Annotated in this window: 23 protein-coding genes; 12 read left to right on the plus strand and 11 right to left on the minus strand. The window is 45.7% G+C overall.

The annotated features are described in order from the left end of the window. The first annotated feature begins 19 nt into the window (after positions 1 to 19). From argG to argH, 7 genes are all read left to right on the plus strand, one after another. Positions 20 to 1,222, plus strand: a complete 1,203-nt coding sequence (gene argG / locus ACQZ43_RS04420) for an argininosuccinate synthase (protein WP_430614734.1) — start codon at positions 20 to 22, stop codon at positions 1,220 to 1,222. Continuing rightward, positions 1,215 to 2,186 carry an N-acetyl-gamma-glutamyl-phosphate reductase gene (argC, locus tag ACQZ43_RS04425; protein WP_430614735.1) on the plus strand — a complete coding sequence of 324 codons (972 nt, stop codon included), beginning with the start codon at positions 1,215 to 1,217 and terminating at the stop codon, positions 2,184 to 2,186. The genes argG and argC overlap by 8 nt, the downstream gene beginning before the upstream one ends. A gap of 8 nt (positions 2,187 to 2,194) precedes the next feature. Continuing rightward, positions 2,195 to 3,334, plus strand: coding sequence for an aspartate aminotransferase family protein (locus ACQZ43_RS04430; RefSeq protein WP_430614736.1), 1,140 nt, complete (start codon positions 2,195 to 2,197; stop codon positions 3,332 to 3,334). A 64-nt stretch (positions 3,335 to 3,398) separates the two neighbouring features. Next, complete coding sequence (locus tag ACQZ43_RS04435) at positions 3,399 to 4,373, plus strand: acetylornithine carbamoyltransferase (protein ID WP_430614737.1); 975 nt, start codon at positions 3,399 to 3,401, stop codon at positions 4,371 to 4,373. Next, on the plus strand, positions 4,370 to 5,155 hold the full coding sequence (argB, locus tag ACQZ43_RS04440; RefSeq protein WP_430614738.1) for an acetylglutamate kinase: 786 nt from the start codon (positions 4,370 to 4,372) through the stop codon (positions 5,153 to 5,155). Before ACQZ43_RS04435 ends, argB begins: the two co-directional genes overlap by 4 nt. Then, positions 5,152 to 6,210, plus strand: coding sequence for a M20 family metallo-hydrolase (locus ACQZ43_RS04445; RefSeq protein WP_430614739.1), 1,059 nt, complete (start codon positions 5,152 to 5,154; stop codon positions 6,208 to 6,210). Before argB ends, ACQZ43_RS04445 begins: the two co-directional genes overlap by 4 nt. A gap of 11 nt (positions 6,211 to 6,221) precedes the next feature. Continuing rightward, positions 6,222 to 7,553 (plus strand): argininosuccinate lyase, encoded by a 1,332-nt coding sequence (gene argH, locus ACQZ43_RS04450; RefSeq protein ID WP_430614740.1) that lies wholly within the window; start codon positions 6,222 to 6,224, stop codon positions 7,551 to 7,553. A gap of 207 nt (positions 7,554 to 7,760) precedes the next feature. Here the strand turns inward: argH and ACQZ43_RS04455 are convergent, their stop codons facing one another. Together ACQZ43_RS04455 and ACQZ43_RS04460 are read right to left on the minus strand one after the other, a co-directional pair. After that, a complete protein-coding gene (locus ACQZ43_RS04455) occupies positions 7,761 to 8,780 on the minus strand; it encodes an LLM class flavin-dependent oxidoreductase (RefSeq protein WP_430614741.1) in 1,020 nt (339 codons plus the stop codon). A 291-nt stretch (positions 8,781 to 9,071) separates the two neighbouring features. Next, entirely contained in the window at positions 9,072 to 10,121 is a 1,050-nt protein-coding gene (locus tag ACQZ43_RS04460; RefSeq protein ID WP_430614742.1) for a 2Fe-2S iron-sulfur cluster-binding protein, read from the minus strand. Between the two features lie 143 nt (positions 10,122 to 10,264). Here ACQZ43_RS04460 and ACQZ43_RS04465 point away from each other — a divergent pair, with 143 nt between their 5' ends. From ACQZ43_RS04465 to ACQZ43_RS04475, 3 genes are all read left to right on the plus strand, one after another. Further along, complete coding sequence (locus ACQZ43_RS04465; RefSeq protein WP_430614743.1) at positions 10,265 to 10,600, plus strand: PadR family transcriptional regulator; 336 nt, start codon at positions 10,265 to 10,267, stop codon at positions 10,598 to 10,600. A 1-nt stretch (position 10,601) separates the two neighbouring features. After that, the gene (locus ACQZ43_RS04470; protein ID WP_430614744.1) at positions 10,602 to 11,267 is read left to right on the plus strand and encodes a hypothetical protein; all 666 of its coding nucleotides are present in this window, start codon (positions 10,602 to 10,604) and stop codon (positions 11,265 to 11,267) included. A gap of 174 nt (positions 11,268 to 11,441) precedes the next feature. After that, positions 11,442 to 13,928, plus strand: coding sequence for a DUF5686 and carboxypeptidase regulatory-like domain-containing protein (locus tag ACQZ43_RS04475; protein ID WP_430614745.1), 2,487 nt, complete (start codon positions 11,442 to 11,444; stop codon positions 13,926 to 13,928). Between the two features lie 13 nt (positions 13,929 to 13,941). Here ACQZ43_RS04475 and ACQZ43_RS04480 read toward each other — a convergent pair whose 3' ends face one another. Then, positions 13,942 to 14,454, minus strand: coding sequence for a CvpA family protein (locus tag ACQZ43_RS04480; RefSeq protein ID WP_430614746.1), 513 nt, complete (start codon positions 14,452 to 14,454; stop codon positions 13,942 to 13,944). Between the two features lie 80 nt (positions 14,455 to 14,534). On the opposite strand from ACQZ43_RS04480, the gene ACQZ43_RS04485 reads away from it, so the two are divergent. After that, positions 14,535 to 14,891: a hypothetical protein gene (locus ACQZ43_RS04485; protein ID WP_430614747.1), complete on the plus strand. Its 357-nt coding sequence runs from the start codon at positions 14,535 to 14,537 to the stop codon at positions 14,889 to 14,891. A gap of 85 nt (positions 14,892 to 14,976) precedes the next feature. Further along, positions 14,977 to 15,996, plus strand: coding sequence for a phenylalanine--tRNA ligase subunit alpha (pheS, locus tag ACQZ43_RS04490; RefSeq protein ID WP_430614748.1), 1,020 nt, complete (start codon positions 14,977 to 14,979; stop codon positions 15,994 to 15,996). Positions 15,997 to 17,471: 1,475 nt separating this feature from the next. Here the strand turns inward: pheS and ACQZ43_RS04495 are convergent. From ACQZ43_RS04495 to ACQZ43_RS04530, 8 genes are all read right to left on the minus strand, one after another. After that, positions 17,472 to 18,281: a hypothetical protein gene (locus ACQZ43_RS04495; RefSeq protein WP_430614749.1), complete on the minus strand. Its 810-nt coding sequence runs from the start codon at positions 18,279 to 18,281 to the stop codon at positions 17,472 to 17,474. A 315-nt stretch (positions 18,282 to 18,596) separates the two neighbouring features. Further along, a complete protein-coding gene (locus tag ACQZ43_RS04500; RefSeq protein ID WP_430614751.1) occupies positions 18,597 to 19,355 on the minus strand; it encodes a tetratricopeptide repeat protein in 759 nt (252 codons plus the stop codon). Between the two features lie 7 nt (positions 19,356 to 19,362). Continuing rightward, the gene (locus ACQZ43_RS04505) at positions 19,363 to 21,120 is read right to left on the minus strand and encodes a BatD family protein (protein WP_430614752.1); all 1,758 of its coding nucleotides are present in this window, start codon (positions 21,118 to 21,120) and stop codon (positions 19,363 to 19,365) included. A 1-nt stretch (position 21,121) separates the two neighbouring features. Continuing rightward, positions 21,122 to 21,910 (minus strand): tetratricopeptide repeat protein, encoded by a 789-nt coding sequence (locus tag ACQZ43_RS04510; protein WP_430614753.1) that lies wholly within the window; start codon positions 21,908 to 21,910, stop codon positions 21,122 to 21,124. Positions 21,911 to 21,941: 31 nt separating this feature from the next. Further along, on the minus strand, positions 21,942 to 22,970 hold the full coding sequence (locus ACQZ43_RS04515) for a VWA domain-containing protein (RefSeq protein ID WP_430614754.1): 1,029 nt from the start codon (positions 22,968 to 22,970) through the stop codon (positions 21,942 to 21,944). Between the two features lie 11 nt (positions 22,971 to 22,981). Beyond that, positions 22,982 to 23,983, minus strand: coding sequence for a vWA domain-containing protein (locus ACQZ43_RS04520; RefSeq protein ID WP_430614755.1), 1,002 nt, complete (start codon positions 23,981 to 23,983; stop codon positions 22,982 to 22,984). Next, positions 23,980 to 25,605, minus strand: coding sequence for a BatD family protein (locus tag ACQZ43_RS04525; protein WP_430614756.1), 1,626 nt, complete (start codon positions 25,603 to 25,605; stop codon positions 23,980 to 23,982). The genes ACQZ43_RS04520 and ACQZ43_RS04525 overlap by 4 nt, the downstream gene beginning before the upstream one ends. A 14-nt stretch (positions 25,606 to 25,619) precedes the next feature. Further along, on the minus strand, positions 25,620 to 26,483 hold the full coding sequence (locus ACQZ43_RS04530) for a DUF58 domain-containing protein (RefSeq protein WP_430614757.1): 864 nt from the start codon (positions 26,481 to 26,483) through the stop codon (positions 25,620 to 25,622). Positions 26,484 to 26,565: the final 82 nt, after the last annotated feature.

A 26,565-nucleotide genomic window follows, 5' to 3' on the forward strand; every position in this document is an offset into this window, starting at 1 on the left:
AATCAAACACATCAAAACCATGAACAAAAAAGTAGTTTTAGCCTTTAGTGGCGGTCTGGATACCAGTTTTTGCGCGGTATATTTATCTCAAGAGCTCGGCTTAGAGGTGCACACCGTAGTCGTGAATACCGGAGGTTTTACCGCGGCGGAATTAGCGGCAATCGCAACTAAGGCGTATGCCTTGGGCGCGAGTAGCCATACTGCACTAGACCTTACAGAGGCCTATTATGCCGATACGCTCAAATACTTGATCTACGGCAACGTTTTAAAGAACAATACCTACCCCTTATCGGTTAGCGCAGAACGCGTTTGTCAGGCAACAGCCCTGGCCGAACACGCCAAAAAAACAGGTGCTACCGCTATAGCCCACGGCAGCACAGGAGCGGGAAATGATCAAGTGCGTTTCGATTTGATTTTCAATATACTGATCCCCGAGGTCGAGATCATCACCCCCATACGCGATTTAAAGCTGAGTAGACAAGAAGAAATCGATTATTTGGCGCAAAAGGGCTTTCCAGTCGATGCGGAAAAGGCCGCCTATTCGATCAATAAGGGAATCTGGGGTACCTCTGTAGGAGGAAGGGAAACCCTCACCTCCAACACCTATTTACCCGAAGAAGCCTGGCCCACAGCCGTGACCAAAACCGCCGTAGAACAATGCCGTATCGGCTTTGAAAAGGGCGAACCCGTTGCCTTAAACGGCCTGCGTATGACGCCGGTATCCCTGATACAGCAGCTGCAAGAACTGGCACAGCCCTTTGGTATCGGCAGGGATATTCACGTGGGAGATACCATTATTGGCATCAAGGGTAGAGTGGGTTTTGAAGCCGCAGCACCGCTGATACTCATCAAAGCACACCACACCCTAGAAAAGCATACCCTAACCAAATGGCAGCTGAGTTGGAAGGAGCAGTTGGCCGCCTTTTACGGCAATAACCTGCATGAAGGACAGTTTCACGACCCCATTATGCGCGACCTGGAAGCGTTTTTAAGCAGCAGCCAACAGTCGGTAACCGGAGAGGTTTTCGTCGAATTGCACCCCTACCGCTTTGTTGTACTCGGCATCGAATCGCCGTTTGATTTGATGTCTAGCCAACTCGCGCATTACGGCGAAGTCAATGAGGGGTGGAGCGGCCAAGACGTTAAAGGGTTTTCCAAGATACTGGGAAACCAAATGAAAATCTGGCAAATGTTAAACCAAAAAACAGTAGACAATGAATAAGATTCAAGTGGGTATAGTTGGCGGAGCGGGTTTTACCGGAGGGGAGTTGTTGCGCATATTGATTTTTCATCCGATGGTAAACCTCGTGTTTGTACACAGTAGAAGCCAAGCGAATAAAGCCGTATCCGAAGTGCATACCGATCTTTTTGGCGATACCCATTTGCGTTTTTCCGAAGGGCTATCCGATCAAATCGATCTGTTGTTCCTGTGTTTGGGCCACGGCGAGTCTCAAGTTTTTTTAGAGGCGAACCCCATCGGCGCACAGGTCAAAATCATCGACCTAAGTCAGGACTTTAGATTAAAAGCCAGCGGAGAAGACTTTGTATACGGCTTGCCGGAATTGTACCGCAAGGAAATTCAAGGCGCCCAGCACATCGCAAATCCCGGCTGTTTTGCGACGGCCATACAACTGGCCTTGTTGCCCTTGGCGCAGCAGGAATCGCTTAAGAATCCGATTCACATCTCGGCGACGACGGGTTCGACCGGTGCCGGACAGCGATGGAGTGCAACGACACAGCACAGTTGGCGCGCGAATAACCTGTCGGTTTACAAGGCGTTGGAACATCAACACTTAGCGGAAATACAGCAGAGTTTGCGCGCTGTGCAGGCGGGGTTTGATCAAGAGATCTCCTTTATTCCGCAGCGGGGCTCATTTGCCCGCGGAATTTTCGTCGTGCTAAACACCAAGACTGAATTGTCGGAAAAGGAATTGCGAAAGCGCTATGCCGATTATTATAAAACGCATCCCTTTACCCATTTGTCCCCGACTGCTATAGACCTAAAACAAGTGGTCAACACCAATAAAGCCTTGATATATCTCGAGAAAAAAGGCGATGATTTGGTCGTGATCGCCGCCATAGACAACCTGCTAAAAGGAGCCAGCGGACAAGCCGTACAAAACATGAATCTGCTTTTTGGTTTAGACGAAACCGCGGGTCTGCGTTTAAAACCCCTTGCATTTTAAATTCAATTATGATGAAACTATTCGATGTATACCCTTTAAATCCGATCGAAATTACGCGTGGACTCGGTTCTCGTGTATTTGATCAAGACGGAAACAGCTATTTGGATTTGTATGGCGGACATGCCGTGATTTCCATCGGGCATACCCATCCGCATTACGTTCAAAAACTAACGGCACAATTGCAGCAAATCGGGTTTTATTCCAATTCGGTGGCGATCCCCTTACAGGATCAACTCGCTCAAAAATTATCCGGCTTGTGCAACAAGACCAACCACCAGTTGTTTTTGTGCAATTCCGGTGCCGAAGCCAACGAGAACGCCTTAAAACTGGCCTCGTTTTACAACGGAAGAAAGCGAATTATCGCCTTTAAAGGGGCCTTTCACGGTCGTACTTCTCTAGCGGTGGCGGTGACGGATAACCCCAAGATCAGCGCGGCCATTAACAGCGGTTCGGAAGTGACTTTTTTGCCGTTTAACGATGTGGAAGCCTTGGAAAAAACCTTTGAGGAAAGTGGAGAAACCGTTGCGGCAGTCATTGTAGAAGGCGTACAAGGCGTTGGCGGAATTCAGGTTGCCACCGCGGCTTTTCTGCAAAAGATACGCCATTTGACCCAGGTTTATAACGCGGTGTTTATAGCCGATGAGGTACAGTCGGGTTACGGGCGTACCGGGTCTTTTTTTGCCGTGGATCAGGCCGGTGTTGAAGCAGATATTTACACCATGGCCAAGGGAATGGGCAACGGTTTTCCGATCGGTGCCTTGGCGATTACCCCCAAAATCAAACCCTGGCACGGGCAGCTCGGAACCACCTTTGGCGGAAACCACTTGGCCTGTGCTGCCGCTTTAGCGGTTTTGGAAGTAATCGAACAGGAGCAATTAATCGCCCACGCCCAGCAGTTGGGCAACTATCTGATGGGCGAATTGCGCAATATGGCTCCGATCAAAGAGGTGAGGGGAAGGGGATTGATGATCGGTATTGAACTGCCTCCTGAACTGGGCAAGCTTCAACAAGAGCTGCTGATCAAAGACCGCATTTTTACCGGTACTGCCGGTGCCTCCGTCATTCGATTGTTGCCCGCTTTGAATTTGACCCATGCCGATGCCGACCGTTTTTTGACCTGTTTTTCCAAACGATTGCAGCAGTATTAAACCGACATCGCCCTGGAGAACTGCCGTAACGCCTTCTCCACAGAACCCTCAATAAACCTTTATAATGAAACAATTTTTTTCCGTAAGAGATATCGATTCCATCAGCGCCATCGTCAAAGAAGCCTTGGAATTAAAAGCGAATCCGTTTGCCCACGAGGATTTGGGAAGGCGCAAAACCCTGGGCCTGGTATTCCTCAATCCGAGTTTGCGTACGCGTATGAGTACGCAGAAAGCCGCTCTGCAATTGGGCATGCAAGTGATGATGATGAATTTAAATCAAGACGGTTGGGCCTTGGAAACCCAAGACGGCGTAGTGATGAATGGCAGCAGTGTGGAGCACATTCGTGAGGCAGCAGCGGTCATGGGTACTTATTGTGATGTGTTGGGACTGCGTTCTTTTCCGGGCTTACAGGATCGAGAGCAGGATTACAGCGAGTGGTTGTTTAAAAAATTTAGAGACTACAGCCGCAAGCCCTTGGTGAGCTTGGAGAGCGCCACCCTACATCCGTTGCAGAGCTTGGCAGATGTCATCACAATCCTGGAACACCAGAAACCCGGTGTCAAACCCAAGGTGGTCTTGAGCTGGGCGCCACATGTCAAACCCTTGCCCCAGGCGGTGGCCAATTCGTTTTCCGAATGGATGTGTCAGGCGAAAAAGGAGGGCTTAGTCGATTTTGTGATTGCCCATCCCGAGGGCTATCGACTTGCAGAGTCCTTTACAACGGGCGCCAAGCAAACAACCGATCAACGCGAAGCCTTAGAAGGCGCCGACTTTGTCTATGTAAAAAACTGGTCGAGCTATGACGACTACGGCGGTATACTACCCGTAAAGGAGGCGTGGATGCTCGATCAGCAGCAGTTGAAGATTACCAACCAGGCCAAGGTGATGCACTGTTTGCCAGTACGTCGCGATTTGGAGTTGGCCTCGGATATATTGGATAGTTCCGACTCGCTCGTAATTGCCCAAGCAGCCAATCGCGTGTGGTCGGCTCAGGTGGTATTAAAACGCCTATTAACCGATTTAAAAACCGATTTATGAAAGCATTAACCCTGGTAAAAATAGGCGGACAAGTCTTGGACGACATGGCGGCCTTTTCGGAATTTGTCTCCCTGTTTGCACAGCTTCCGGGCGAAAAGTTACTCGTTCATGGAGGCGGTACCTCAGTGAGCCAAATGGCGGTAAAAATGGGTATAGAGCCGCAGTTGATCGACGGGCGAAGAGTTACGGATGCCGCTTCTTTAAAATTGGCGACTATGGTTTACGCCGGTTATCTCAACAAGAATTTGGTAGCGGGTTTACAAGCCCATCACTGCGATGCTTTGGGGCTTAGCGGTGCCGATGCCAACATATTGCAAACGCAAAAAAGACCGACGAAGCCGGTTGATTTCGGATGGGTGGGCGACCTAACCCCCAACTCCGTAGGGATAAATCGACTCGAACAGTTTCTGGAAATGGGACTTTGTCCGGTAATTTCTGCCATTACCCACAACGGTCAAGGGCAGTTGTTGAATACCAATGCCGACGACATTGCTGCGGCTTTGGCCATAGCGCTGTCGCAATCCTATGCGGTTTCCCTGATTTACTGCTTGGAGAAAAAAGGCGTTTTAAGCGACCTAAACGACGAGGATTCGGTCATTCCCGCGGTGTATTGGGCAGCTAAGCCGCAATTGCTAGCTCGGGGAGTCCTTTCCAAGGGGATGATACCCAAATTGGATAGCGCATGGGCAGCGTCCAAACAGGGCGTTTGCTCGGTAAATATAAAAAATAGCGGCGATTTATTAAATCCCGATTCAGGAACCTTTATACATTATTACTCATGATACATACCCTGTTTGATGAAAGCATAGCATTGTTACAACAGTTAATCGCTACGCCTTCCTTTAGCAAAGAGGAAGCGCAAACCGCTGCGATTATCGAAAAGCACTTGAACGGCAAAGGCATAAAAACCGAACGCCTACTGCACAATGTATGGGCATTTAACAAGCATTTCGACGCGAGTAAACCCACGATACTGTTAAACTCCCACCACGATACGGTACGCCCCAATGGCGATTATACGAAAGATCCTTTTACGCCCGAAATTGCCGACGGCAAGTTGTACGGTTTGGGCAGCAACGATGCCGGAGGCTGTTTGGTGTCGTTGATCGCGGCCTTTGTCTTTTTTTACGAGCAAACCGATTTGAAATACAATTTGTGTTTGGCGGCAACGGCCGAAGAAGAAATTTCGGGTCATGATGGCTTGGAGCGCATTTTGCCCCTATTGGGCAAGCTGGACTTTGCCATAGTGGGCGAACCGACTCAGCTGCAATTGGCCATAGCCGAGCGCGGATTGATGGTGCTGGATTGCCGCGCACACGGAAAATCCGGTCATGCCGCCCGAGGGGAAGGCGAGAATGCGATATACAAAGCTCTGGCGGATATTCATTGGTTCAACAGCTATCAATTTGCCCGCGTATCCGAGTTGTTTGGCGCGGTAAAAATGAGCGTGACCATGATTCAGGCGGGGAGTCAGCACAACGTAGTGCCCTCGGTATGCGATTTCGTGGTGGATGTACGGGTTACCGAAGTCTATACCAATGAGGAGTTGTTGGAATTGATTCAGCACTTCGTAAGCTCGGAGGTCAAGGTGCGCTCAACAAGGCTCAAGCCTTCTTCGATCGATGTAAACCACCCTATAGTACAGGCGGGAATCGCTTTGGGCAAAACCAAATATGGTTCGCCTACGACTAGCGATCAGGCGCTGTTGCGCATTCCATCGCTCAAGATGGGACCCGGCGACTCGGCCCGTTCGCATACGGCAGATGAATTCATTTACCTGGAAGAAATCCAGGGGGGAATTGCCGACTATATCAACATCATACAACAAATCGTTTAAAGGAAAAAAAGATGAAACTTTGGCAAAAAAGCAGTAGCGTAAACAGTATGGTCAATGCTTTTACGGTAGGTAAAGACCGTGAATTGGATAGGAACTTAGCCGCTTTTGACGTATTGGGCTCTTTGGCACATACCCAGATGCTGGAACAAATCGGTTTGCTCACCGCAGCCGAGCTCCTCGAGATTCAAAGCGCACTAAAACAGATTTATAGCGAAATTCAAGCGGGAAGCTTCGTCATCGAAGCTGAGGTGGAAGACATCCACTCCCAAATCGAATGGCTGCTGACTCAGCGCATAGGTGAAGCGGGAAAGAAAATCCACAGCGGACGTTCGAGAAACGATCAGGTTCTGGTGGATTTAAAGCTGTATTTTCGCTTTGAAATTCAGCAAATTGTCGAAAAAACCCGAGTGCTCTTCGAGCGTTTTCAGCATTTAAGCGAGCAGCACAAATCGGTTTTGATGCCGGGATACACCCATTTTCAAATGGCGATGCCCTCGTCTTTTGGACTGTGGTTTGGCGCCTATGCCGAGAGCCTGGTCGACGATTTGGAAATGGTATTGGCCGCTTGGAAAGTGACCAACAAAAACCCCTTGGGATCCGCGGCCGGCTACGGTTCGTCCTTTCCGCTCGACAGACAGTTGACCACCGACTTACTCGGCTTTGACAGCCTGAACTACAATGTGGTTTACGCCCAGATGGGAAGGGGAAAAACCGAGCGTGTACTCGCACAAGGACTGAGTGCTATTGCCGCTACTTTGGCCAAATTCTCCATGGATGCCTGTTGGTATATGAGTCAGAACATGGGCTTTATACGCTTTCCCGATCAACTGACCACCGGTTCGAGCATTATGCCCCATAAAAAAAATCCCGATGTTTTGGAATTGGTGCGTGCGCGCTGCAACAAAATCCAATCCCTACCCCATGAAATCGCCTTGATGACCACCAACCTGCCCTCGGGTTACCACCGAGATCTGCAGCTGCTCAAAGAAAACCTGTTTCCCGCCTTTGGGTCGTTAAAAGAGTGCTTGGATATCTTGGATTTGATGTTGGCCCATATAGAGGTCAATCCGGGAATTCTAGACGATGCCAAATACGACCACATATTCAGCGTTGAGGTGGTCAACAAACAAGTGTTAGCCGGCGTGCCGTTTAGAGAAGCCTATAAAAACATCGGGTGCCGTATAGAATCGGGTACTTATCAACCGGACAAAGAAATCAGCCACAGCCACCAAGGCAGCATGGGCAACTTGATGAATGACGCAATCAAAACGGAATTCGACCGCGTGTATAAGGCGTTTGACTTTGAAGGCGTAAACCACCGCCTTGAAAAATTGTTGGAATAAAAACAGCGTCCAGTTCAAACCGGACGCCGTTTAGATTAATTCGTGGTTTTCCGATAAGCAATAGGGTCCAGGCGCTTCCCCTTTCCGACTTAATCGATACGAACGATTGCTCCAAGGGAATACGTCCGAATCGCTTCTCGTCCTGTTTTTTGTGCGCGCCCAATAACGGGCGAATACAGCCCGGTACAAAGCGAGAAGTCCGCTTGTTTATCGAATGTCGTACATAGCGGCAATCAGCTCCATAGAGGTTTGTCGCTCGCTCAACTGATCGCCATAGGTAACGAGCATCAATTCGTCTATACCGGCAGTAAGGATGAGATCGTCCAAGCGCTTTTTCATGTTTGCAGGGGTGTCGTATATCGCTCGCTCTCGGTTGATGCGAATAACATTTTGCTCGTGCGGGGTGTATTTTTCGTCCTTAATATCGGCAAATGAAACCGGTTTTTCTTTAAAAAGACCGCGTTCCGAGAGTATAAATCGGTAATCCAACAAGGCTTGTTGCTGCTGTACCAAGCTTGGGTCTTCACTGCAAAAAGTAAAGAGTGCCAGACTTGTTTTGGGTGTGGGCAGCGCTTGAGAGGGCACAAAAAGGGCTTTGTACAAGGCGACGATTTCCTTGCCGAGATTGGGTGTGATAAAGTGCGCATAGGCTAAGGGCAATCCCATTCTTGCGGCCAATTGGGCGCTATCGCCACTGGACGAAAGCAACCAGCGTTCCGGGGTATAGGGCGTCAAGGGATAGGCTTTGACCTTTTCAAAAACGCTATTCTCCTGATCGCTATCGGCCAAGTAGTGTTCCAAGTCGTGCATCTGTTGTAAGAATTCCGATTCGGAAAAGTTGGTGGCGGGATTGAGAATTGTGGCGGTCAAACGGTCGGTTCCCGGTGCTCGACCCAGACCCAAGTCGATTCGATTGGGATAGAGGGCCTCGAGCGTTTTAAAACTTTCGGCTACTTTTAGCGCACTGTGGTTGGGCAGCATAATGCCGCCAGCGCCTACGCGTATGTTTTGAGTGTGGCTCGCTATATGAGCCACAAAGATTTCCGGAGCCGTACTGGCCACCGATTTTGCATTGTGGTGTTCCGATACCCAAAAACGCGTAAATCCCAGTTCGTCGGCGCGCTTGGCCAAAGCAGTGGTTTCGGCTAGGGCTTGGCTAAATGTTTTATCGCGACCCGAAAGCGCCGATTGGTCTAAGGCGCTCAGTTTGATTTTAAGTTTATTCATATCGATTTGTTTTAAAGCAGCTGGGTGGAAGTAGCGCTTTTTAAAAAGCTCCACGCCACTCATCTATCTACTAAATTAGTGATAATCGCCATGTTAATGAGGTAAAAAAAAACCATTTTTTTGTTAAAGAAATACCAAGTTTTGGCTGCTAGTCTTGGTTAAAAGGCGCTTGGCCAAGTGAAAGGGTATCTAAAGGGGAACTGCCATAGAAAGAGTCCCGTGGGGACTTGGCATAAAGTTGGCGTAAAGTTGAAGAGCTCCTAAAAGGAGCTCTTATGTGATAGCACGGTTTTAAACGTCGTCAAAATCGATGTAAATCTCGTCTGAAGTCACTATGGCTTGGCAGGACAAAATGAGTCCTTCCTGGATTTCGCTGTCGGTCAGTATGGAGTTTTTTTGCATGATGGCCGTTCCCTTTTGGATGCGACACATACACGAACTGCAAATACCGCCTTGACAGGAATAAGGCGCATCGATGCCTTCTTTTAGCAAGGCGTCGAGCAAGATGTTTTTACGCGACATTTCAAAGGTGGTTTCCTCGTCATCGACCAATACCGTAACGCGGGCATTCCCCTCGGCATCGATGGGTTTGGCTCCGTCGTTGTTGGGTGTGAAAATTTCAAACAAAATTTTCTTTTCCGGAATATTGCGCTCCTTTAAAACGGCACTCACCGTGTCGATCATCTCCTCAGGACCGCATAAGAAAAACCGTTCAAAGGTCTTTTCCTTGTGTTTGTTGTTGATGACAAAATTCACTACCGATTTTTCAATGCGCCCAAATAGCGATTCCGCTTCGCGCTCTTTGGAGTAGACGAAGTGGACGAAAAAGCGGTTGATGTATTTTTGTTGCAATTGATGAAGCGCATCGTGAAAGATGGTTTCCGCTACTTTTTTATTGCCGTAAATCAACACAAAACTGCTGTTGGGCTCTTCTTCTAAAACGGTTTGTATTATAGACATCACCGGAGTAATACCGCTTCCCGCTACAAATGCCGCATAGTTGTTTTGCGCCGTAGCTTGGGGTTCCAAGATAAAACGACCCTCAGGTGTGCCCACCTCTAGGGTGTTTCCCGCTTTTAATTCCGTATTGGCAAAGGTGGAAAAGGCACCGCTTTCTACCTTTTTTATAGCAACTCGTAATTCGCCGCTTTTGGGCGTGGCACAAATCGAATACGCTCTGCGGATTTCCTTGCCGTCAAAGTGGTATTTGATGTTGACATACTGACCGGCTTTAAAGGTATAATCGGGCTTTAAACTTTCGGGCACGTCAAAGAGTACCGATACCGAATTGGGCGTTTCTCTTCGAACCTCCTTGATAGTTAACAAATGGAATCTTGACATGGTTTATGAGTTTACTGCTCGCAAAAATACGAAACCAAAACGAGTTAAATTCATGATAATTGTTAGTTTCTACCTAAAAAACCATACCTCTCATTTAGAGGTATGCTTATTTTGTGTACCTTTATCGTGATAAAACGCTACCAATGAAAAAACAACAGCAATTGTACAAGGGGAGTTTGAATGCGATAATCATGCGATTATTGGAACAAAACGGCAAGATGTACGGTTATGAAATTACGCAGAAAGTCAAGGAAATCACCGCCGGAGAAATGAATCTGACCGAGGGCGCCCTCTATCCGGCGCTACACAAATTGGAATCGGAGGGTTTTCTGGATGTAGAGCTGGTACGCGTCGACGGCAGAGTGCGCAAATACTACAAATTGACCGCCAACGGACTCGTGGAAACCAAACATCTCCTGGAGGAATTGGACAATTTTATCAAGAATATGCAATCGATTGTAAATTTAAAACTGACTTAAGATGAACACCTTGGATGCGAAACAATTGGCTGTGGTAGAGGAAATACTCGTGCTGCGCTATCGTCTGACCTACGATGATATGCGAATGGAAATCTTAGACCATATCGCTTCCGAGACGGAGGTACTGATGGATGTGGAGGATTTGAGTTTTGACCTGGCGCTAAAGACGGTTTTAAAACGGTGGCACTACGATTTGCAGCACAAAAAGCTGGGCACCTACAAAAACACGCCCGAACTGGTTTCGCGCTTGTGGATCCGATTGGATTTTCAGTATTTCGCGATACTCCTCGCGGCAGTCGTCTTGGCATTTTCCTTAGTATACGGTTTCGACATCGAGAAGCAACATATAGGAGTGGGGGCTATAGTGCTGGTACTCGGGAACTTTTTTATTTTAGAACGCATCATTTCGCAGCTTTTTAAATCCCGTCAAAAGACGGTTTTCAACGAATATGTCAAGAGAAAGCTAAAGGGAAATTTGGCTTTAAATGTCTATTTGCTGCTCACCACCCTGTTGTGGAACCGATCAATGGAGGCGTTTTTTGACTTTAACGCCGGGGTATATCTAAGCGCTTTTTTGGGTATGGCGCTGTTTGTGCGCTTGCTGCTGTCGTACTTGCTGTTGCAAAAGAGTTTTGTCGTCGAAAAAAAGCTGCTCAGCCTTTCTTAGCGGGGCGCAACCCCCCTGTTTCGCACAGTAAGGGATAAGATAGTGCCGTAGCGTTTACCGGAGTGCGTCAAGAATATTTTGCCGTGTCGATATTTTTTAATAAATTTAAGTTAAGACCATCCGCTATGGGTGAATAATCTTTTATATTTAGTGCAAAATATAGCCGTATACCCTATGAAATTCACTATTACTTTGTTGTTGTCGCTGTTTGGATTGCTTTCTTTTGCTCAAATCAAAGGTAAAATTACCGATGAAAAAGGCCAGCCGATCGTTTACGCGAGTATTACGATCGAAAACACCTCTCGGGGTACCTCTTCCAACGAAAAGGGGGAATACGAATTGTATCCCAAAAAAGAAGGCGAAACGCTGTATTTGAATTTTCAGTATTTGGGCTACAAGACCCAGCGCATGCCAATGGCGGTAAAAGCGGGGGTAATGGTTTTGAATATTACCATGGTCGAAGAGGAATTTATGATGAACGACATCGTGATTAAGGTGGGGGAAAATATCGCCGATGGAATTATGCGCAATGCGATCAAGAGTAAAAAGGCCAATTCGAAAAACACTTCTAAATTTACCGTAGATTTTTACTCCAAAGGGAATTTAAAAATTCTTAAACTGCCCAAACTCGTTGGTGTGAGCATGGGGAATCAGGAAATCAGCAAGGTAGACTCGCTCAATCCGAGCGTGATTTACCTCTCGGAAACCGTTTCTAAAATTGCCTATCAAAAACCGGATAAGATTAAAGAGCGCATTGTCGCATCCAAAATAAGCGGTAACGACAGCGGCTATAGCTTTAACACTGCCCGAGAATCCTTTTACGATTTTTACGACGAGGCGATCAACTTGAATAAGAGCATCGATGTCAAGATGGTTTCACCCTTGGCCAACAACGCCTTTAATTACTATAAGTTTCAACTCGAAGGGACTTTTATGGACGGAAAGCACCTGATCAACAAAATCCGGGTGATACCCAAGCGCGATAAGGAACCGGTTTTTGAAGGCGCGATTTATATCGTTGAAGACAGCTGGGCGATTTACGGTATTGAGTTTGACGTATTGGGCTACCGCATGCAGGAGCCGCTAATAGACAAACTGGCCTTGGTGCAGAATTACAGCTACCAAGCACCTTTAAACGCTTGGATTAAGACCGTGCAGTCCATCGATTTTACAGGGGGGATGTTGGGGGTGAAGCTACAGGCAAAATTTTCCTATGTCTTTAGCAACTACGAATTTGTCGACCACTTCGAGGCAAAGACCTTTACCGAGGAAATGATTACTTACGATGCCGCTTCAAACAAAGTAGCGGCCGAATACTGGCAAGAGCACCGTCAAATTCCCCTGACTGAAGAGGAAGTCAAGGATTACCACGTCAAAGACAGCGTACAATTGCTCAAAAACTCAGCGGTTTATATCGACAGCTTGGACCGCAGTAGCAACCGCTTTGGATTGGGAAAATTACTCAGCGGTTATACCTATACCAATACGCCTAAGTCGTATACCTTGCAGTACGGAGGACTCGTAGAAATTGGCGAGGCGGGTTTTAATACCGTACAAGGATGGCAGTTCGGCAATTCGCTGCGATTTAAAAAAACCAATAAAGAAAAGGGATCGACAACTGCGGTTGCAGCGGTGTTTAATTACGGTTTTGCCGAAGATCGCTTGCGCGTAGTAGGAGCGATAGCGCACCAGTTCAACGCGATTGACCGCAAGAAAATAAGCTTAACCGGAGGAAGTAGTGCCGAGCAGTTTAACGCGAGCCCGCCGATTTCCAAATGGGTCAATACGGCGAGCAGTTTGCTGTTTAAAGACAACTATATGAAGCTGTACAACAAGGAGTTTGTCAAGGCCGAGTACAGCCAAGAGGTATACAACGGGATTTTTATCGATGCGGGATTGGAATATGCCAAGCGCAAACCCCTGTACAACAATACGGACTACGTGATTTTTAATCGCAGTGCCGACTATACGTCAAACAATCCTTTGGACCCTACAGACTACAGCTATGCGGGTTTTGATACCCACCGTTTGTTTAAAGCCACCGTCGGTGGAGCGTTTAATTTCGGACAGCGATATATTTCGCAACCCCATCAAAGGATTAATATCCCCAGCAATCGATACCCCGTTTTGTCGCTGAAATACGAAAAGGCCTTTGGCGCTACCGAAAGCGGTTATCAATACGATTTGGTAACGGCCCAACTGGCGCAAGAAATCGCGGTGAACAACAAGGGCGATTTCAGTTACCAGGTAAAAGCCGGTAAGTTCTTTGGAGCCGACGATATTGCTTTTATGGATTATTACCACTTCAATGGCAACCAAACCCACCTCAATTTGGGGGGTAATCGCCTTTCGACCTTTAACATAATGCCGTATTATGAGTGGAGCACCAACAAGGAATTTGTAGAGCTGCATCTCGAGCACAACTTTAAAGGCTATATCATGAATAAGATACCACTATTGGATTTGTTGCAATGGAATTTGGTGTTGGGCTACCACAATGCCATCACTACCGACCGCAAGCCTTATCAAGAATTTACGGCGGGCTTTTCAAATATCGGAATCGGCAAGTTTCGAGGTCTGCGCTTGGATTATGTGCGCAGCCTACAGCACGGAATATCCAAAGAGGGTATTATGGTTGGAGTCACTTTATTTAATCGCTAAGGATTCGGGCAGTTTATTTGGTAATCTCGTCCATACTCTGTTCGAATAGGGTGTCAAAAAGGGCAAATACTCGGGGCAATACGTGTTTGGAAACGCTTTTGTTTACGGCGTACAAATACGATTTGTCCAGGGTTTCTGGAGCGGCCATAAAGTTGTTGTAGTTCACTTTTAAGAAGAGCGTCATCAATATACAGGCAATCAGCAGCGATTTTAACAGCTGAAACACTCCGCCAAAGAGGCGGTTTAAACCGCCGAGAAATACGGCTTTAGTGAGTTGTGTTAGCGTTTTTGCCAAGAGGTGAACCAAGACTATAACCAACAAAAAAGTCAGTATAAACGCGATTAGTGGAAGCATTTTGGTGTCCCAACCCAAAAAGTCCTTGACGATTGTGGAGAATTTAATCGCGCCAATAAGACCGACTAACAACGAGATAAAAGAGGCGATAGACACCCAAAGGCCATCGGAAAAACCCTTGTAAAAACCGTAAACCAAACCCACTAAACAAAGTAAATCTATCAATATCATCCTTTTCTCTATTTGAGGCGAAGATATTATAAATTCGTTTTAGATGGAAGTAGTATCTTTGTAAAATATTCAACAGAATTATGGCTAGAGACGAACAGTTAAAAGCCCGATGGGAATTGGTGGTAAACTTTTTATCCACCCGTTTCGCGGAAGGCGATATATTAGATTTAGACGCGATCATTTACCTGATCGGCGTACAGGAACTCGGGAAACCGAATCAAAAATACAAAAAAGATGAAAAATTAAATTTGATGCACATTGCCATCTGCCGCTTGTTGGAACCCTATGGGTATTACGAGTTTGAGCGCTTTGATGAAGACGGTTGGCCGCATTACACCGTGCGCGAGCAATTGCCCGCATTAAAAGCAGGCGAACAATCCGTATTGATGAAAGAAGCCATAGTGTCGTATTTTCTCGAAAGGGGAATTATCGAGTAGGATAACGAATTAATAATTATTTTTTAAAGCTTATAATTTTCAGTATAATTTAAAAGACGTAAATTTGCGTTTTACTTGACTTAAAATGATTGATAAAATAAAAGAGTTTATTGGAGAGGCCCAGAGCTTTTCTACCGATAACAAAGAAACGCTTGAATCTTTTCGAATTAAATTTATCTCTAAAAAGGGAATCCTAAATGACTTGTTTAACGAGTTTAAAACGGTGCCTAATGATCAGAAAAAAGCATTCGGACAAGCGATAAATTTATTAAAAACTACCATTGAGGATAAAGTAAAATCTATTCAAGATGCCTTGGAGTCCAAAGAGGATTCACAGGGAATTTACGGCGATTTAACCCGTCCGGGTAGCCCGATTATTTTGGGGTCGAGACATCCGATTTCCCTGGTTAAAAATCAGGTTATCGACATTTTCTCCAATATTGGTTTTAATGTTTCTGAAGGACCGGAAATCGAAGACGATTGGCACAACTTTACCGCTTTGAACTTTCCGGAATACCATCCGGCGCGCGATATGCAGGATACCTTCTTTGTACAGACCAATCCGGAAATGCAATTGAGAACGCATACCTCGTCGGTACAAGTGCGGTATATGGATGAGTTTAAACCGCCTTTGAGAACGATTTCTCCAGGACGCGTTTTTAGAAACGAAGCCATATCGTCGCGATCACATTGTATCTTCCATCAAGTGGAAGGTTTGTATATCGACAAAAACGTTTCCTTTGCCGATTTAAAACAGACGCTCTTGTACTTTACCAAAGAGATGTTTGGCAAGTCGAAGATTCGTTTGCGCCCGTCTTATTTTCCCTTTACCGAGCCCAGCGCGGAGGTAGATATCTATTGGGGATTGAAAACCGAAACCGATTACCGCATTACAAAGGGAACGGGCTGGTTGGAGATTATGGGCTGTGGAATGGTCGATCCAAACGTTTTAAAGAACTGTAATATCGATCCCAACGAATACAATGGTTTTGCCTTTGGAATGGGTATCGAACGCATGGCGATGTTGCTGTATCAAATAAGCGATATCCGCATGTTTTACGAAAATGACGTACGCTTTTTAGAACAATTTAAGTCTAGCTTCTAGACGGTAAAACATAGTTATCAACAAAGAGGCTGTCTCCAAAGGACAGCCTCTTTGTATTTTAGGTTCTTTTCTATTAGAAAACAAGCAGATTCGTTGATTTGCAGATTCGCTGATTCGCTTGAAGTTGTGGTAAATTTTAAAATGCCTACTTTTTTAATTCGGAAACTGCGATACTTTACATAAACTGGCGCATTCGCGCATAAGCAAATCCGCGAATAAGCAACAAAAGGCTGATTCGCTTGGAGTTGTGGTAAATTTTAAGATGCCTGCTTTTTTAATTCGGAAACTGCCTTACTTTACGTAAACTGGCGAATAAGCAAAAAAAGGCTGATTCGTCCATTCGCGGATTCGCGGATGCGCTTTGGGTTGTGGTGAGTTTTAAATGCCTGCTTTTTTAATTCGGAAACTGCGATACTTTACATAAACTGGCGCATACGCGAATAAGCAAATCCGCGAATAAACAACAAAAGGCTGATTCGCTTTGGGTTGTGGTGAATTCTAAATGCCTGCTTTTTTAATTCGGAAACTGCGATACTTTACATAAACTGGCGCATACGCGCATAAGCAAATCCGCGAATAAGCAACAAAAGGCTGATTCGCTTGGAGTTGTGGTAAATTTGAAAATGCCTACTTTTTTAATTCGGAAACTGCCTTACTTTACATAAACTGGCGCATACGCGAATAAGCAAATCCGCGAATAAACAACAAAAGGCTGATTCGCTTTGGGTTGTGTTGAATTCTAAATGCCTACTTTTTTAATTCGGAAACTGCCTTACTTTACATAAACTGGCGCATACGCGCATAAGCAAATCCGCGAATAAGCAAAAAAAGGCTGATTCGCTTTGGGTTGTGTTGAATTCTAAATGCCTACTTTTTTAATTCGGAAACTGCGATACTTTACATAAACTGGCGCATACGCGAATAAGCAAATCCGCGAATAAGCAAAAAAAGGCTGATTCGCTTGGAGTTGTGGTAAATTTTAAGATGCCTGCTTTTTTAATTCGGAAATTGCGATACTTTACATAAACTGGCGCATCCGCGCATAAGCAAATCCGCGCATAAGCAACAAAAGGCTGATTCGCTTGGAGTTGTGGTAAATTTTAAGATGCCTGCTTTTTTAATTCGGAAATTGCGATACTTTACATAAACTGGCGCATACGCGCATAAGCAAATCCGCGAATAAGCAAAAAAAGGCTGATTTGCTCTTCGCCCTCGTCTTTCTGGCAGCTTGTCCAACTAAAACACAGTAGGCTTATGAGGCAGAACGATTTTGAAAAATGGTTCATGATAGCTTAGATTAAGAGAAAATCAGCATTTGATAAGCTAATTAACCGAAGTTTAATAGGAAGCCTATATAGGTCCCTTGTCGTCTTCTCGGACATCGGCTTTGGCTAGGGACAAGTTCGGGCGCAGTTACACCAGTTAGGCGTAACCCTATATAGGCTGTTTCTGGGTGATGAGGCGTTTGGCCGGGGTTAAAATTTAAAAGACAAGCCCGTGGAAAAGGTTTTAAACTGATCGGTATAGACTGTGATGGCAAATTTGTTTGAAAATATATAATCGGTACCCAGAGCTATTTGATGTAGAAATTCCCAAGTCGTATCGGTGTAGTTGTCGTACCGTAAATCGGTATAGCCACCGCCCAGACCTAGGCGCACATAGGGAAAGAAGCCGACATTTTGCTTGTCGTATTGGTGCATCATTCGATTGATGGACAAGTGTGGTGTAAGGTGCGCCAGAAAACCCATCGATGTCCATCCGGTATCGCCAGCCATACTAATGGAGTAACCGATTCGGAAGTAGTTTGCCGTATTTTTTATATTGGTGGTCCCTTCAAAGAGCAAGGTGGCGTTAAACCCGCCTTCACTCAGGCCTTTAATGTCTGTAGCGATGGTCCAAAAACTAAGCGATACCTCGTCGGCAGCTGTCAGACTGGGCTTGGTATTCACCGTAGTGGAAGGCTTGGCTGTTGTGGTTTTGGGTGCGTCGGGCACCGTGGGCGTCGTTTCTTTACGAGGGGTATTTGCCGCGGTTTGAGAATCGAACAATTCCCTTTTGCCGTTGGCATAAATAATCATAAAGATCTCCTTTTTCGCCAGGTTGTAAATCGGTCCATCCAGATGCGCAAAGAGTTTGTACTTGATCGCCGAGGCTTCAATCTCGAGTACCTTGGCTTTGATTTCCTCTTTGTCGTTTTTGATGATGATGTCTTGGGCATAACTCTTTTGGCCAAAGAACAGTAGTGCGAGGATAGTCGCAACGATTAGATAGTAGGTGTTTTTCATGTGATGCAGTGTTTAGTTTCCACAATACCCCAACTTGTTACAGCAAGTGAATATCGTGGAAGGGATTGTTTTTAGTTGCTAAATGTTAGATCAATACCCCGATTACCTCCCTTTGTGGGACTAATAGCGCCGTGATTGGTATTCAAGTAACCGTTGTCAACAAATGTAACGGATCCCCATTTTGCTCAAAATACCTATGTTTAAGTATTTTGAGCCCTGCGAATGCGGTGTTTATCAAAGGGTATTCCAGCACAGCGGCGCCTAAGTAGGCGCCGCGAAAGCTTTAAAGCATAAATAATTTGAGCGTCGAAAGTCCTATTTGATTTCTCGGTAATCCTCTTTTAAGATCCAACCGGTATTTTGGTTGTTAAGCTTGACTTTGGTCCACAGGGATTTTTCTTCTAAAATCAACACCTTAGTCCCTTCGTGTAGGGTGGCCAATGTTTTGGAGGTGTTTTTGGCCTCCGATTTTAAAGCGGTTTTCTCGGCAAAGAGTATGGCGGTGCGGTAGTTTTTGACATAGGATTGCTCCAAATAAGCCGCCGTAAGTGCAAACACACCTCCTAGGGCAAAGACCAGCATTAAAGTGAAGTACAGGCGCTTAAAACCGCTGCGCTGCGCGAGGTAGTAGCCCATATAGGAACAAAATACCAAGAAGGCAGCTGCAACGCCGATCCATGCCCAGCTGTCGTAAGGCAATACCTTAAAGAAGTTGTGAATGATTTCTTTAGAACCCAAATTGCGCACTGTAGGAATGTCGTCTAACAGGGTTTTTTTGGCAAATTTGAGATTGGTTTGCGCGGCGATGTCGTCCGGTTGAAGCAGCAAGGCCATTTCGTAATGATAGATAGCCGGGGCAGTTTGGTGCAGTTTGTAATACGCATTGCCCAAGTTGAAATGCAAGTCTGCACTTTCCCCTTCGCTTTGCAACAGTTTTTGATAGCGGACAACGGCCTCTTCATACTTTCCCTCTTGGTATAAGTCGTAGGTATTTTTAAACTCCGGATCTATTGTTGCAGTTTGCGCCCAGGAAAAGGCCCAGGAAAACAATAGAATATAAATTAATTTTTGCATGATTATTTTATTTGAATTGTTTTTCTAATTCCGAGATAACCCCAATAGCCTGTTGGTAATGGGCATCCATTTCTATTTGTGCCGTCGGTGCGTAGCGCGCAAATTCACAGGCAAACTTCAAATTCATAAATTCGGCTGTGGTCGCGGTGTCGATACCTTTTTCCGCAAGCAGTTCTTCGATGTTGTCGTTGCTCATTTCACTGGTTTCCATGCGCAATTTGGCCTTTAAGAAATTGTGTAAACAGCGTTCCAAGGCTTCGTAAAAGGCCTCCTTATCGCGGAGGTTTTTCTTGGCTTCTCCCAAGTATTTACGAGCGAGACGGTTGTTCTGTCTGCGTTTGTTCTGTTGCCAATCGCCTTGTTTTTTGCGTCTTTGCGCCACTGTAAAGGCGAAGAGCGGCATGGCCAATAAGGGGGCTATGAGCAGCGCATAAAACCAAGGTGATCCCAGGAAGTCCGCGTGTTTTTTTGCTTCAAAAGCCGTGATTGTTTTTAGGTCGTAGAACTTTTCGACATCGGCGGTTTTTTCGGTTTTATTAACCTCTTCATTGGTCGGCAGCATCGGGCCGTCCAGCACTTCAATCGGTATGGGATCGGAAGTGATGGTCTTATAAGATTTGGAGGCCAGGTCAAAATAGCTAAATTCCAAGGGTTTTATCTGATAATCGCCTTTGTATTGTGGAATGATGGTGTATTTGTCGGTTTTAGAACCCTGTAAGCCCGAGGTACCAGGACTGATGTTTTCGGCGCTGATCGGATCATATATCTCCAAAGCCGGTGGTGCAATGGGCTGCGGAAGGGAAAAGAGGTTTAAATTTCCCTTTCCTTCTACGGTCACGGTTAACGTAAGGGGTTCTCCAGATTTTAGCGCCTTGGTCGAGGGGTTTACTTTAAAGGTAAACTGACCTACTGCACCGCTAAAATCAGCGGGCTTGCCCGCTTCTGGCAAGGGTTTGACCTTGATTTTTTTCTTGCCCGAAGAAAATACCTTTCGAACTACCCCCATTTCCGCATAGCCAAAGAAATCCCTTCTGCCGGTTGGCAGCTCGGTTTCTATATCCAATACCATGGGTTCGATTTCCAAATTGCCCGATTCCTGTGGCATCAGTACCGATTTTCGCAAAACGATAAAGCGGTAGGGTTGCCCTTGGAAGTTTCCCTGTTCCACTTTTTGTTGTTGCAAATCGATCGGATGATTCCAAAACTTGTTGTATTTCGGGCTGCTGGATTCTGTGAATCCGCGAACACTCGAATTAAATCCAACGTACAATTTATGCGTAACCGTTATGGGTTCATTGATATAGGGATTGCTATTCGAAACCTCGGTTACCACGTGTATCCCCTTGAGCATTTGCTGTTGGGCGTCGCTCATCTGAGGCTCTTCGCGTTTAATGGCGTCGGTAACGGTAACGGTTATGGGCTCGGTTTTATAGAGCTTGTTTTCGATTTCTATAGATGCAGCACCTATGCTGAGTTTTCCCTTTCTGGTGGGTACCAGAAAATAAGAATAGCTCTTGCTAAAGGAGCGCAGCCCGTTTATCATCGAGTAATTTACCGATTGATTGGGTCCTGCGGCAATCTGAAAACCCTCAAAACGCGGGGGCTGAAAGTTGTCGCCATCGCCATTCATGGAAAAATCTACTCGGAGCATTTCATTTTGAGCGACACTGGCTTTGTTGACCACCGCCTCAAACTTAACCTGTGCAAACACCACTTGCGAACAAGTGAGTGTGAAGAGAATGAGATATTTACCAATTGCCTTCATCTTACCAATCTTTTGTGTTTTGTCCTTGAACCGCCGGTTTTCCCTTTTTGTCTTGGAGTCGTTTCTGAACCTTTTTTTCCTCTTTATTCATCGCATCCAATATGCGCTCCATCTGTTGCTGATTGGGATTGCTCGGTGCTTGTTGCGGGTCTTTATCGCCCTTGTCGTCTTGATCTTTGGGCTCGTCTTTTTTGTCCTGATCTCCTTTGTCGTTTGGATCTTTAGGCTCGTCTTTTTTGCCTTTGTCGTCCTTGTCTTTGTTATCCTTGTCTTTGTTATCCTTGTCTTTATCCTTGTCTTTATCCTTGTCCTTGTTATCCTTATCCTTGTTATCCTTATCCTTATCGTCTTTGTTTTGGTCTGGATTTTCCTGCTGCAATTTTTTAGCTAGGGCAAAATTGTAGCGGGTTTCTTCGTCTCTGGGATTGTTGCGCAAGGCATTTTTATAGGCTTCAACGGCCTCTCCGTATTTTTTGCCTTGCAGATAGGTATTGCCCAGGTTGTGAAAGGCGCGGTGTTTGTCGGCCGGATTGTTGGCTTTTGTAGCCGCGGTTTTATAGGCCAGTTCGGCGTCGTTGAGCTGTTTTTGCTTGTACATGGTATTGCCCATATTGTAGGTCGAACTGTTGTTTTTCGAGTCTTTGGAATGGGCAATGCGGTAATCGGCTTCGGCCTGAGTGTATTTTTTTTCTTCGTAATGCTTATTGCCGTTGGCAAGCGACGATTTGGCCGATTGGGCTTGTGCGCAAACAGCGGTTAGTAAACTGAGGTATATTAGGAAATTTTTCATAATTCAAAGCTATATCGTTCTGATTTCCAGATTATTTTTCATTAAACAAATTGAGTTCTTTCATCCATTTGGTCTTGCGTTCCAAGATGAATAAATCCACACACAACAACAGCAAGGCCAAGGCGAGAAACCATTGGTATTGCGATTGGTATTCGGCAATTTCCTGAGCTTCGAAGTCCGATTTTTCAATTTTGTTCAGATCTTGTTTGATCAGTTCAACGATTTCTTGTGTGTTAGAGCCGTAATAATAGCGTCCGCCGGTTTGTTGAGCGATGGTTTTTAGGGTTGCCGGATTCAATTTGGTGATGACGATTTCGTCGTTGAAATCCTTTTTTAAGGTGGTTGTTCCCCCTTGGCGAATCGGAATGGGGCCGCCCTTTTCCGTTCCGACACCGATGGTGATAATGCGGATGTTTTTTTGTTTGGCAATTTGCAAGGCGCTCTCCAATCCGTCGCCGTGGTCCTCTCCGTCGGAAATCAGGATCATCAGCTTGGAGGTCTTGGGGTCGTCGAAGTAATTGCTCGCTACGCGTATAGCCTCTTCAAAGGCGGTACCTTGTGAAGAAACCATATCGGTATTCATGTTCTGCAAATACATTTTGGCCACGTTGTAATCGGTCGTAATGGGCAGCATCGGGAAGGCACTGGCGGCATAGCCGACTATACCGATGCGATCGGAGCCCAAATTGTTGATGATTTGAGATACGAGTTGCTTGGTTTTGTCCAAGCGGTTGGGCGCCATATCTTCGGCGAGCATACTCTTGGACACATCTAGGGTAAACACGATATCGATACCCTGTCTCTTGACCGTTTCAATGCGCGTTCCTATCTTTGGATTTACCAAGGCAACCACCACGAGCACCAAGACCACAAAGTAAAGCACCGCCTTGATGTTGGCCTTGTTTTTCGATTGGTTGGGCGCTAGTATTTGCAGTGCTTTGGCACTTCCGAATTCTCTTTGTCTTTTGCGTTTCCACACCGTGTTTACCACGAATAGAATCAGGAGTACCGGTAGTACCGCTAATAGATAGAAATAGTTGGTATTGTCAAATTCCCACATAGGATTGGCTGTTATATGAAACCTTTAAATAGTGTTTTTTGTAAGATAAATTCCAAGCAAAGCAAGATAAAACCCAGCAGGGCAAAGAGGTGAAACTTCTCGTTTCTGCTGACGAATTTTTGTTCGTCCACTTTGGTTTTCTCCATGGCGTTGATCTCGTCATAAATCTTTTTTAAGCTCTTGGTGTCTGTGGCTCTAAAGTACTTACCCTCGGTTTTTTGAGCGATTTCCTTTAAGAGCGCTTCGTCGATTTCTACCGGCATCATTCTAAAGAGCAACTCTCCAGTAGGCGAATACGCATAAGGCGATTCGGCCATGCCGTTGGTACCGATACCGATGGTATACACTTTAATTTTGTATTCCTTGGCAATATCGGCGGCCATTCTCGGATCTACAAATCCCGCATTGTTGACCCCATCGGTCAAGAGTATGATGACCTTGCTCTTGGCCGGACTGTCTTTAAGGCGGTTAACCGCAGTGCCCAGACCCACGCCTATAGCGGTTCCGTCTTTGAGGTCGTCGTTGTAAACCACGTCTTTTAAGGCGTTTAGCAATAGGGGTTTGTCACTGGTTACCGGTGTTTTGGTATAGCTTTCGGCCGCGTAAATCACCAAGCCGATTCGATCGTTGATTCGGTCTTTTATAAATTCGGCGGCCACCTGTTTTAAGGCGTCGATTCTGTTGGGTTTTAAATCCTTGGCCAACATACTTCCCGAGATATCCATGGCCATGACAATGTCTATACCGTGAGAGGCGTGTATCTTATTGCTCACATCTACGGTTTGCGGACGCGCCAAAGCAACGATAATTGCGGCCATAGCCAACAGCCTTAAGACAATGCTCAAGGGCCTGAGGCAAACCAATAGCGATTTGTTTTTGCTAAAGCCGGCTATGCTGCTCAAAGTTAAAGTCGGCTTTTGGTTGTTTCTACTGCGGTACCAGATATAAAAGGCAACGGGCAGCAAGCAGAATAGCCAAAACAATTCGGGGTGTAAAAAAGTGATTTGTCTCATTCTTTTTCTTCGGTTTTGTATTGAACGGATTCCAATATTTTTTGTGCAATTTGCGCTCCTACCGCATCTTTGTCCGTATAAAAAACAAAGATTTCCTGGGCGTCTTGACCCTGTTGGAGCAAGACCAGCTCAAAGCGAATCACGGCTTCTTTCTTGGTCAGCGGATTGTTAATCACAAAGGTTCCCGCAGCTTTGGCGCCTTGTACGCCCTTGGCGTTTTCAAAGACCTCCGTTTTGCTTTCCAACTGCGATGCCTGTAAGTTCTGAGCGATTACCTTTAGGGAATGCGCCAAGATTTCTTCTTTGGTATACGAGGCCTCCTGGTTAAAGTGCAACAGGTTTAACATCACCTGAACGGCATCGGTTATTTGTCCAGAACTAAATTGAACCGCCGATTCCACACCCGGTGGAAGGGTTTGCTGTACCCGCGGATCAACCACGCGCAACAGCACCTTAGGGGTTTCGATAATGATGCCCGGATTGCCATACGTACTGCTGATCCACTCGCTGTTGAGCAGCCGCTTGGAGCTGTTAAACGACAGGTTCTTTAAGAACGATCCGCCCTCGGTATGGTTAAACAAATAGAGGATACCCGTCAGGGCCAATAGGGCCGCGCTAATGCTCAAAGGCACCAGGGTTCTAAATTTTTTGCGTTTCTTTTTGCGCTTTTCACGCAGGCGGATTTGCTCCGATTGCGTTTCCATAGATATGGGATACGCTATATTGATCTCGTTGATAACCTTTTGTATTTTGTCCGTGTCGCTGATAATCTCAAACTCCTCGGGTTGGGATTTGGCAAATTTGACCAAATCGGCCGTTTGAAAAACGGTTTTAAAAGCTTGAACAACGCGTTTGTCGATTTTGATCTTTTTGGAGTTAAGCGTCTGATTAAAGATCGTTAACAATTCAAAGGTCGTCAACTCCTTGGCGGGTATATTAAAGGTCTCTTCGATAAAAACCCGAGCGATATCCGTCATGTCGGAATAGTACGACTTGGTTTCTCCGCGGACCCACAATTTTTTAGCCGCTAGTTTGTCGAGTTTCTTGGAAGCCTTTTCAAAGGGAGTTTTAAACAAATCGTCTTCGGACAAATTGCGCTCCTGACGTTTTTTAATCCAATAGTACAAGGCCATGCCCAGGGCAATACAAAGCACTATGGCAATCAGGTAAAGCCAGTTTGACGAGATTCCCGCACCGCTGGTCGAGATGGATTTGATCTCGTACATCGGTTGTTTAAGGGTGTCTACTTGTACGTTTTGCACCAAAATCGAATAGGCATCGGTCAAGTATTGCTTGTTGTCGATCAACACGGGTAAAGCCGGTAGCTTATAGCTGCCTGAGTCAAACTGCGTCAGGCTGTATCTCTTGATCAATTCGTATTGACGGTCTTTGATCAGGGTATCTATAGGGTGTGAGGTGAGTACTTCAAACGGTCCGATGCGGTCGGTCTCGGGAAAGTGAACCGGAGTTCCCTGGTCGAGTAGCGCCCTAACGGTGAGTTCGAACTGGTCGCCGATTTTTATTTGGGTGGTGTCTATACTGGATTTAACCGAATTTTGAGCCTGAAGCCCCCATCCGAATAAGCCAATAAAAAGCAGGTATATAACAGTGTTTTTTTTCATCTTGTTGTCGCTGATTATCTCGATTTAAAATAACCCAATAGTTTTTTGACATAGCTTTCTTCTACGTGCATTTGAATCACGCCAGCCCCGCATTTGTAAAACGTTTTCTGAAAATAGGCTTCGTGCGCCAAATAGTTCTTTTCAAATTCCTCGCGTACGGCTTTGTCGTTGGTGTTTACCCAGATGTTTTGGTCGGTTTCCGCATCGATTACGGAAATCAAACCCAATTGAGGCAGCTGCTTTTCGCGCAAATCGTATACCCGTACTCCGGTGATATCGTGTTTTTTCGCCGAAATCTTTAGGGTCTGCTCGTAGTCGGCCGTCAGAAAGTCCGACAATACAAAAACGATGGCCTTTTTCTTTAATACCTTGGAAAGGTACTCCAAAGCTTGGGATACATCGGTCTTTTTACTCTTTGGTTTAAAGTTAACCAGTTCGCGGATGATTCGCAAAACATGGCTTTTTCCCTTTTTAGGGGGAATATACAGTTCAATCTGATCGGAGAAGAGCAACAAGCCAATTTTGTCGTTGTTCTGCGTTGCCGAAAAGGCCAAGGTCGCGGCGATTTCCGTAACGATTTCATTCTTAAATTGATCGGTAGATCCAAACTGTTCCGACGCGCTCATATCTACTAAGAGCATTAGGGTGAGTTCGCGTTCTTCCTCAAAAACTTTGATATAGGGTTCGTTGTACCGCGCAGTGACATTCCAATCGATCGATCGGATGTCGTCGCCAAATTGATATTGGCGCACCTCGGCAAAAGTCATACCGCGCCCTTTAAACGAGGTGTGATATTCTCCCGAGAAAATATGATCGCTTAAACGACGGGTTTTAATCTCTATTTTTTTGACCTTTTTTAGGATGTCTTTTGTCTCCATTTGTGCTGCTGTTGAAAATTGTTCAAACCTCAATAACCCTATCTATTCCCCTATTAAAAATAAGAAAGCAAATAGGGATTCG

Source organism: Flavobacterium sp. JP2137 (assembly GCF_050562195.1).
GTDB lineage: Bacteria > Bacteroidota > Bacteroidia > Flavobacteriales > Flavobacteriaceae > Flavobacterium.

What these genes read in the sequence shown, in the direction of transcription:
- argG (WP_430614734.1), top strand. Translation starts at nt 20, where the DNA reads ATGAACAAAAAAGTAGTTTTAGCCTTTAGTGGCGGTCTGGATACCAGT.
- argC (WP_430614735.1), top strand. Translation starts at nt 1,215, where the DNA reads ATGAATAAGATTCAAGTGGGTATAGTTGGCGGAGCGGGTTTTACCGGA.
- ACQZ43_RS04430 (WP_430614736.1), top strand. Translation starts at nt 2,195, where the DNA reads ATGATGAAACTATTCGATGTATACCCTTTAAATCCGATCGAAATTACG.
- ACQZ43_RS04435 (WP_430614737.1), top strand. Translation starts at nt 3,399, where the DNA reads ATGAAACAATTTTTTTCCGTAAGAGATATCGATTCCATCAGCGCCATC.
- argB (WP_430614738.1), top strand. Translation starts at nt 4,370, where the DNA reads ATGAAAGCATTAACCCTGGTAAAAATAGGCGGACAAGTCTTGGACGAC.
- ACQZ43_RS04445 (WP_430614739.1), top strand. Translation starts at nt 5,152, where the DNA reads ATGATACATACCCTGTTTGATGAAAGCATAGCATTGTTACAACAGTTA.
- argH (WP_430614740.1), top strand. Translation starts at nt 6,222, where the DNA reads ATGAAACTTTGGCAAAAAAGCAGTAGCGTAAACAGTATGGTCAATGCT.
- ACQZ43_RS04455 (WP_430614741.1), bottom strand. Translation starts at nt 8,780, where the DNA reads ATGAATAAACTTAAAATCAAACTGAGCGCCTTAGACCAATCGGCGCTT.
- ACQZ43_RS04460 (WP_430614742.1), bottom strand. Translation starts at nt 10,121, where the DNA reads ATGTCAAGATTCCATTTGTTAACTATCAAGGAGGTTCGAAGAGAAACG.
- ACQZ43_RS04465 (WP_430614743.1), top strand. Translation starts at nt 10,265, where the DNA reads ATGAAAAAACAACAGCAATTGTACAAGGGGAGTTTGAATGCGATAATC.
- ACQZ43_RS04470 (WP_430614744.1), top strand. Translation starts at nt 10,602, where the DNA reads ATGAACACCTTGGATGCGAAACAATTGGCTGTGGTAGAGGAAATACTC.
- ACQZ43_RS04475 (WP_430614745.1), top strand. Translation starts at nt 11,442, where the DNA reads ATGAAATTCACTATTACTTTGTTGTTGTCGCTGTTTGGATTGCTTTCT.
- ACQZ43_RS04480 (WP_430614746.1), bottom strand. Translation starts at nt 14,454, where the DNA reads ATGATATTGATAGATTTACTTTGTTTAGTGGGTTTGGTTTACGGTTTT.
- ACQZ43_RS04485 (WP_430614747.1), top strand. Translation starts at nt 14,535, where the DNA reads ATGGCTAGAGACGAACAGTTAAAAGCCCGATGGGAATTGGTGGTAAAC.
- pheS (WP_430614748.1), top strand. Translation starts at nt 14,977, where the DNA reads ATGATTGATAAAATAAAAGAGTTTATTGGAGAGGCCCAGAGCTTTTCT.
- ACQZ43_RS04495 (WP_430614749.1), bottom strand. Translation starts at nt 18,281, where the DNA reads ATGAAAAACACCTACTATCTAATCGTTGCGACTATCCTCGCACTACTG.
- ACQZ43_RS04500 (WP_430614751.1), bottom strand. Translation starts at nt 19,355, where the DNA reads ATGCAAAAATTAATTTATATTCTATTGTTTTCCTGGGCCTTTTCCTGG.
- ACQZ43_RS04505 (WP_430614752.1), bottom strand. Translation starts at nt 21,120, where the DNA reads ATGAAGGCAATTGGTAAATATCTCATTCTCTTCACACTCACTTGTTCG.
- ACQZ43_RS04510 (WP_430614753.1), bottom strand. Translation starts at nt 21,910, where the DNA reads ATGAAAAATTTCCTAATATACCTCAGTTTACTAACCGCTGTTTGCGCA.
- ACQZ43_RS04515 (WP_430614754.1), bottom strand. Translation starts at nt 22,970, where the DNA reads ATGTGGGAATTTGACAATACCAACTATTTCTATCTATTAGCGGTACTA.
- ACQZ43_RS04520 (WP_430614755.1), bottom strand. Translation starts at nt 23,983, where the DNA reads ATGAGACAAATCACTTTTTTACACCCCGAATTGTTTTGGCTATTCTGC.
- ACQZ43_RS04525 (WP_430614756.1), bottom strand. Translation starts at nt 25,605, where the DNA reads ATGAAAAAAAACACTGTTATATACCTGCTTTTTATTGGCTTATTCGGA.
- ACQZ43_RS04530 (WP_430614757.1), bottom strand. Translation starts at nt 26,483, where the DNA reads ATGGAGACAAAAGACATCCTAAAAAAGGTCAAAAAAATAGAGATTAAA.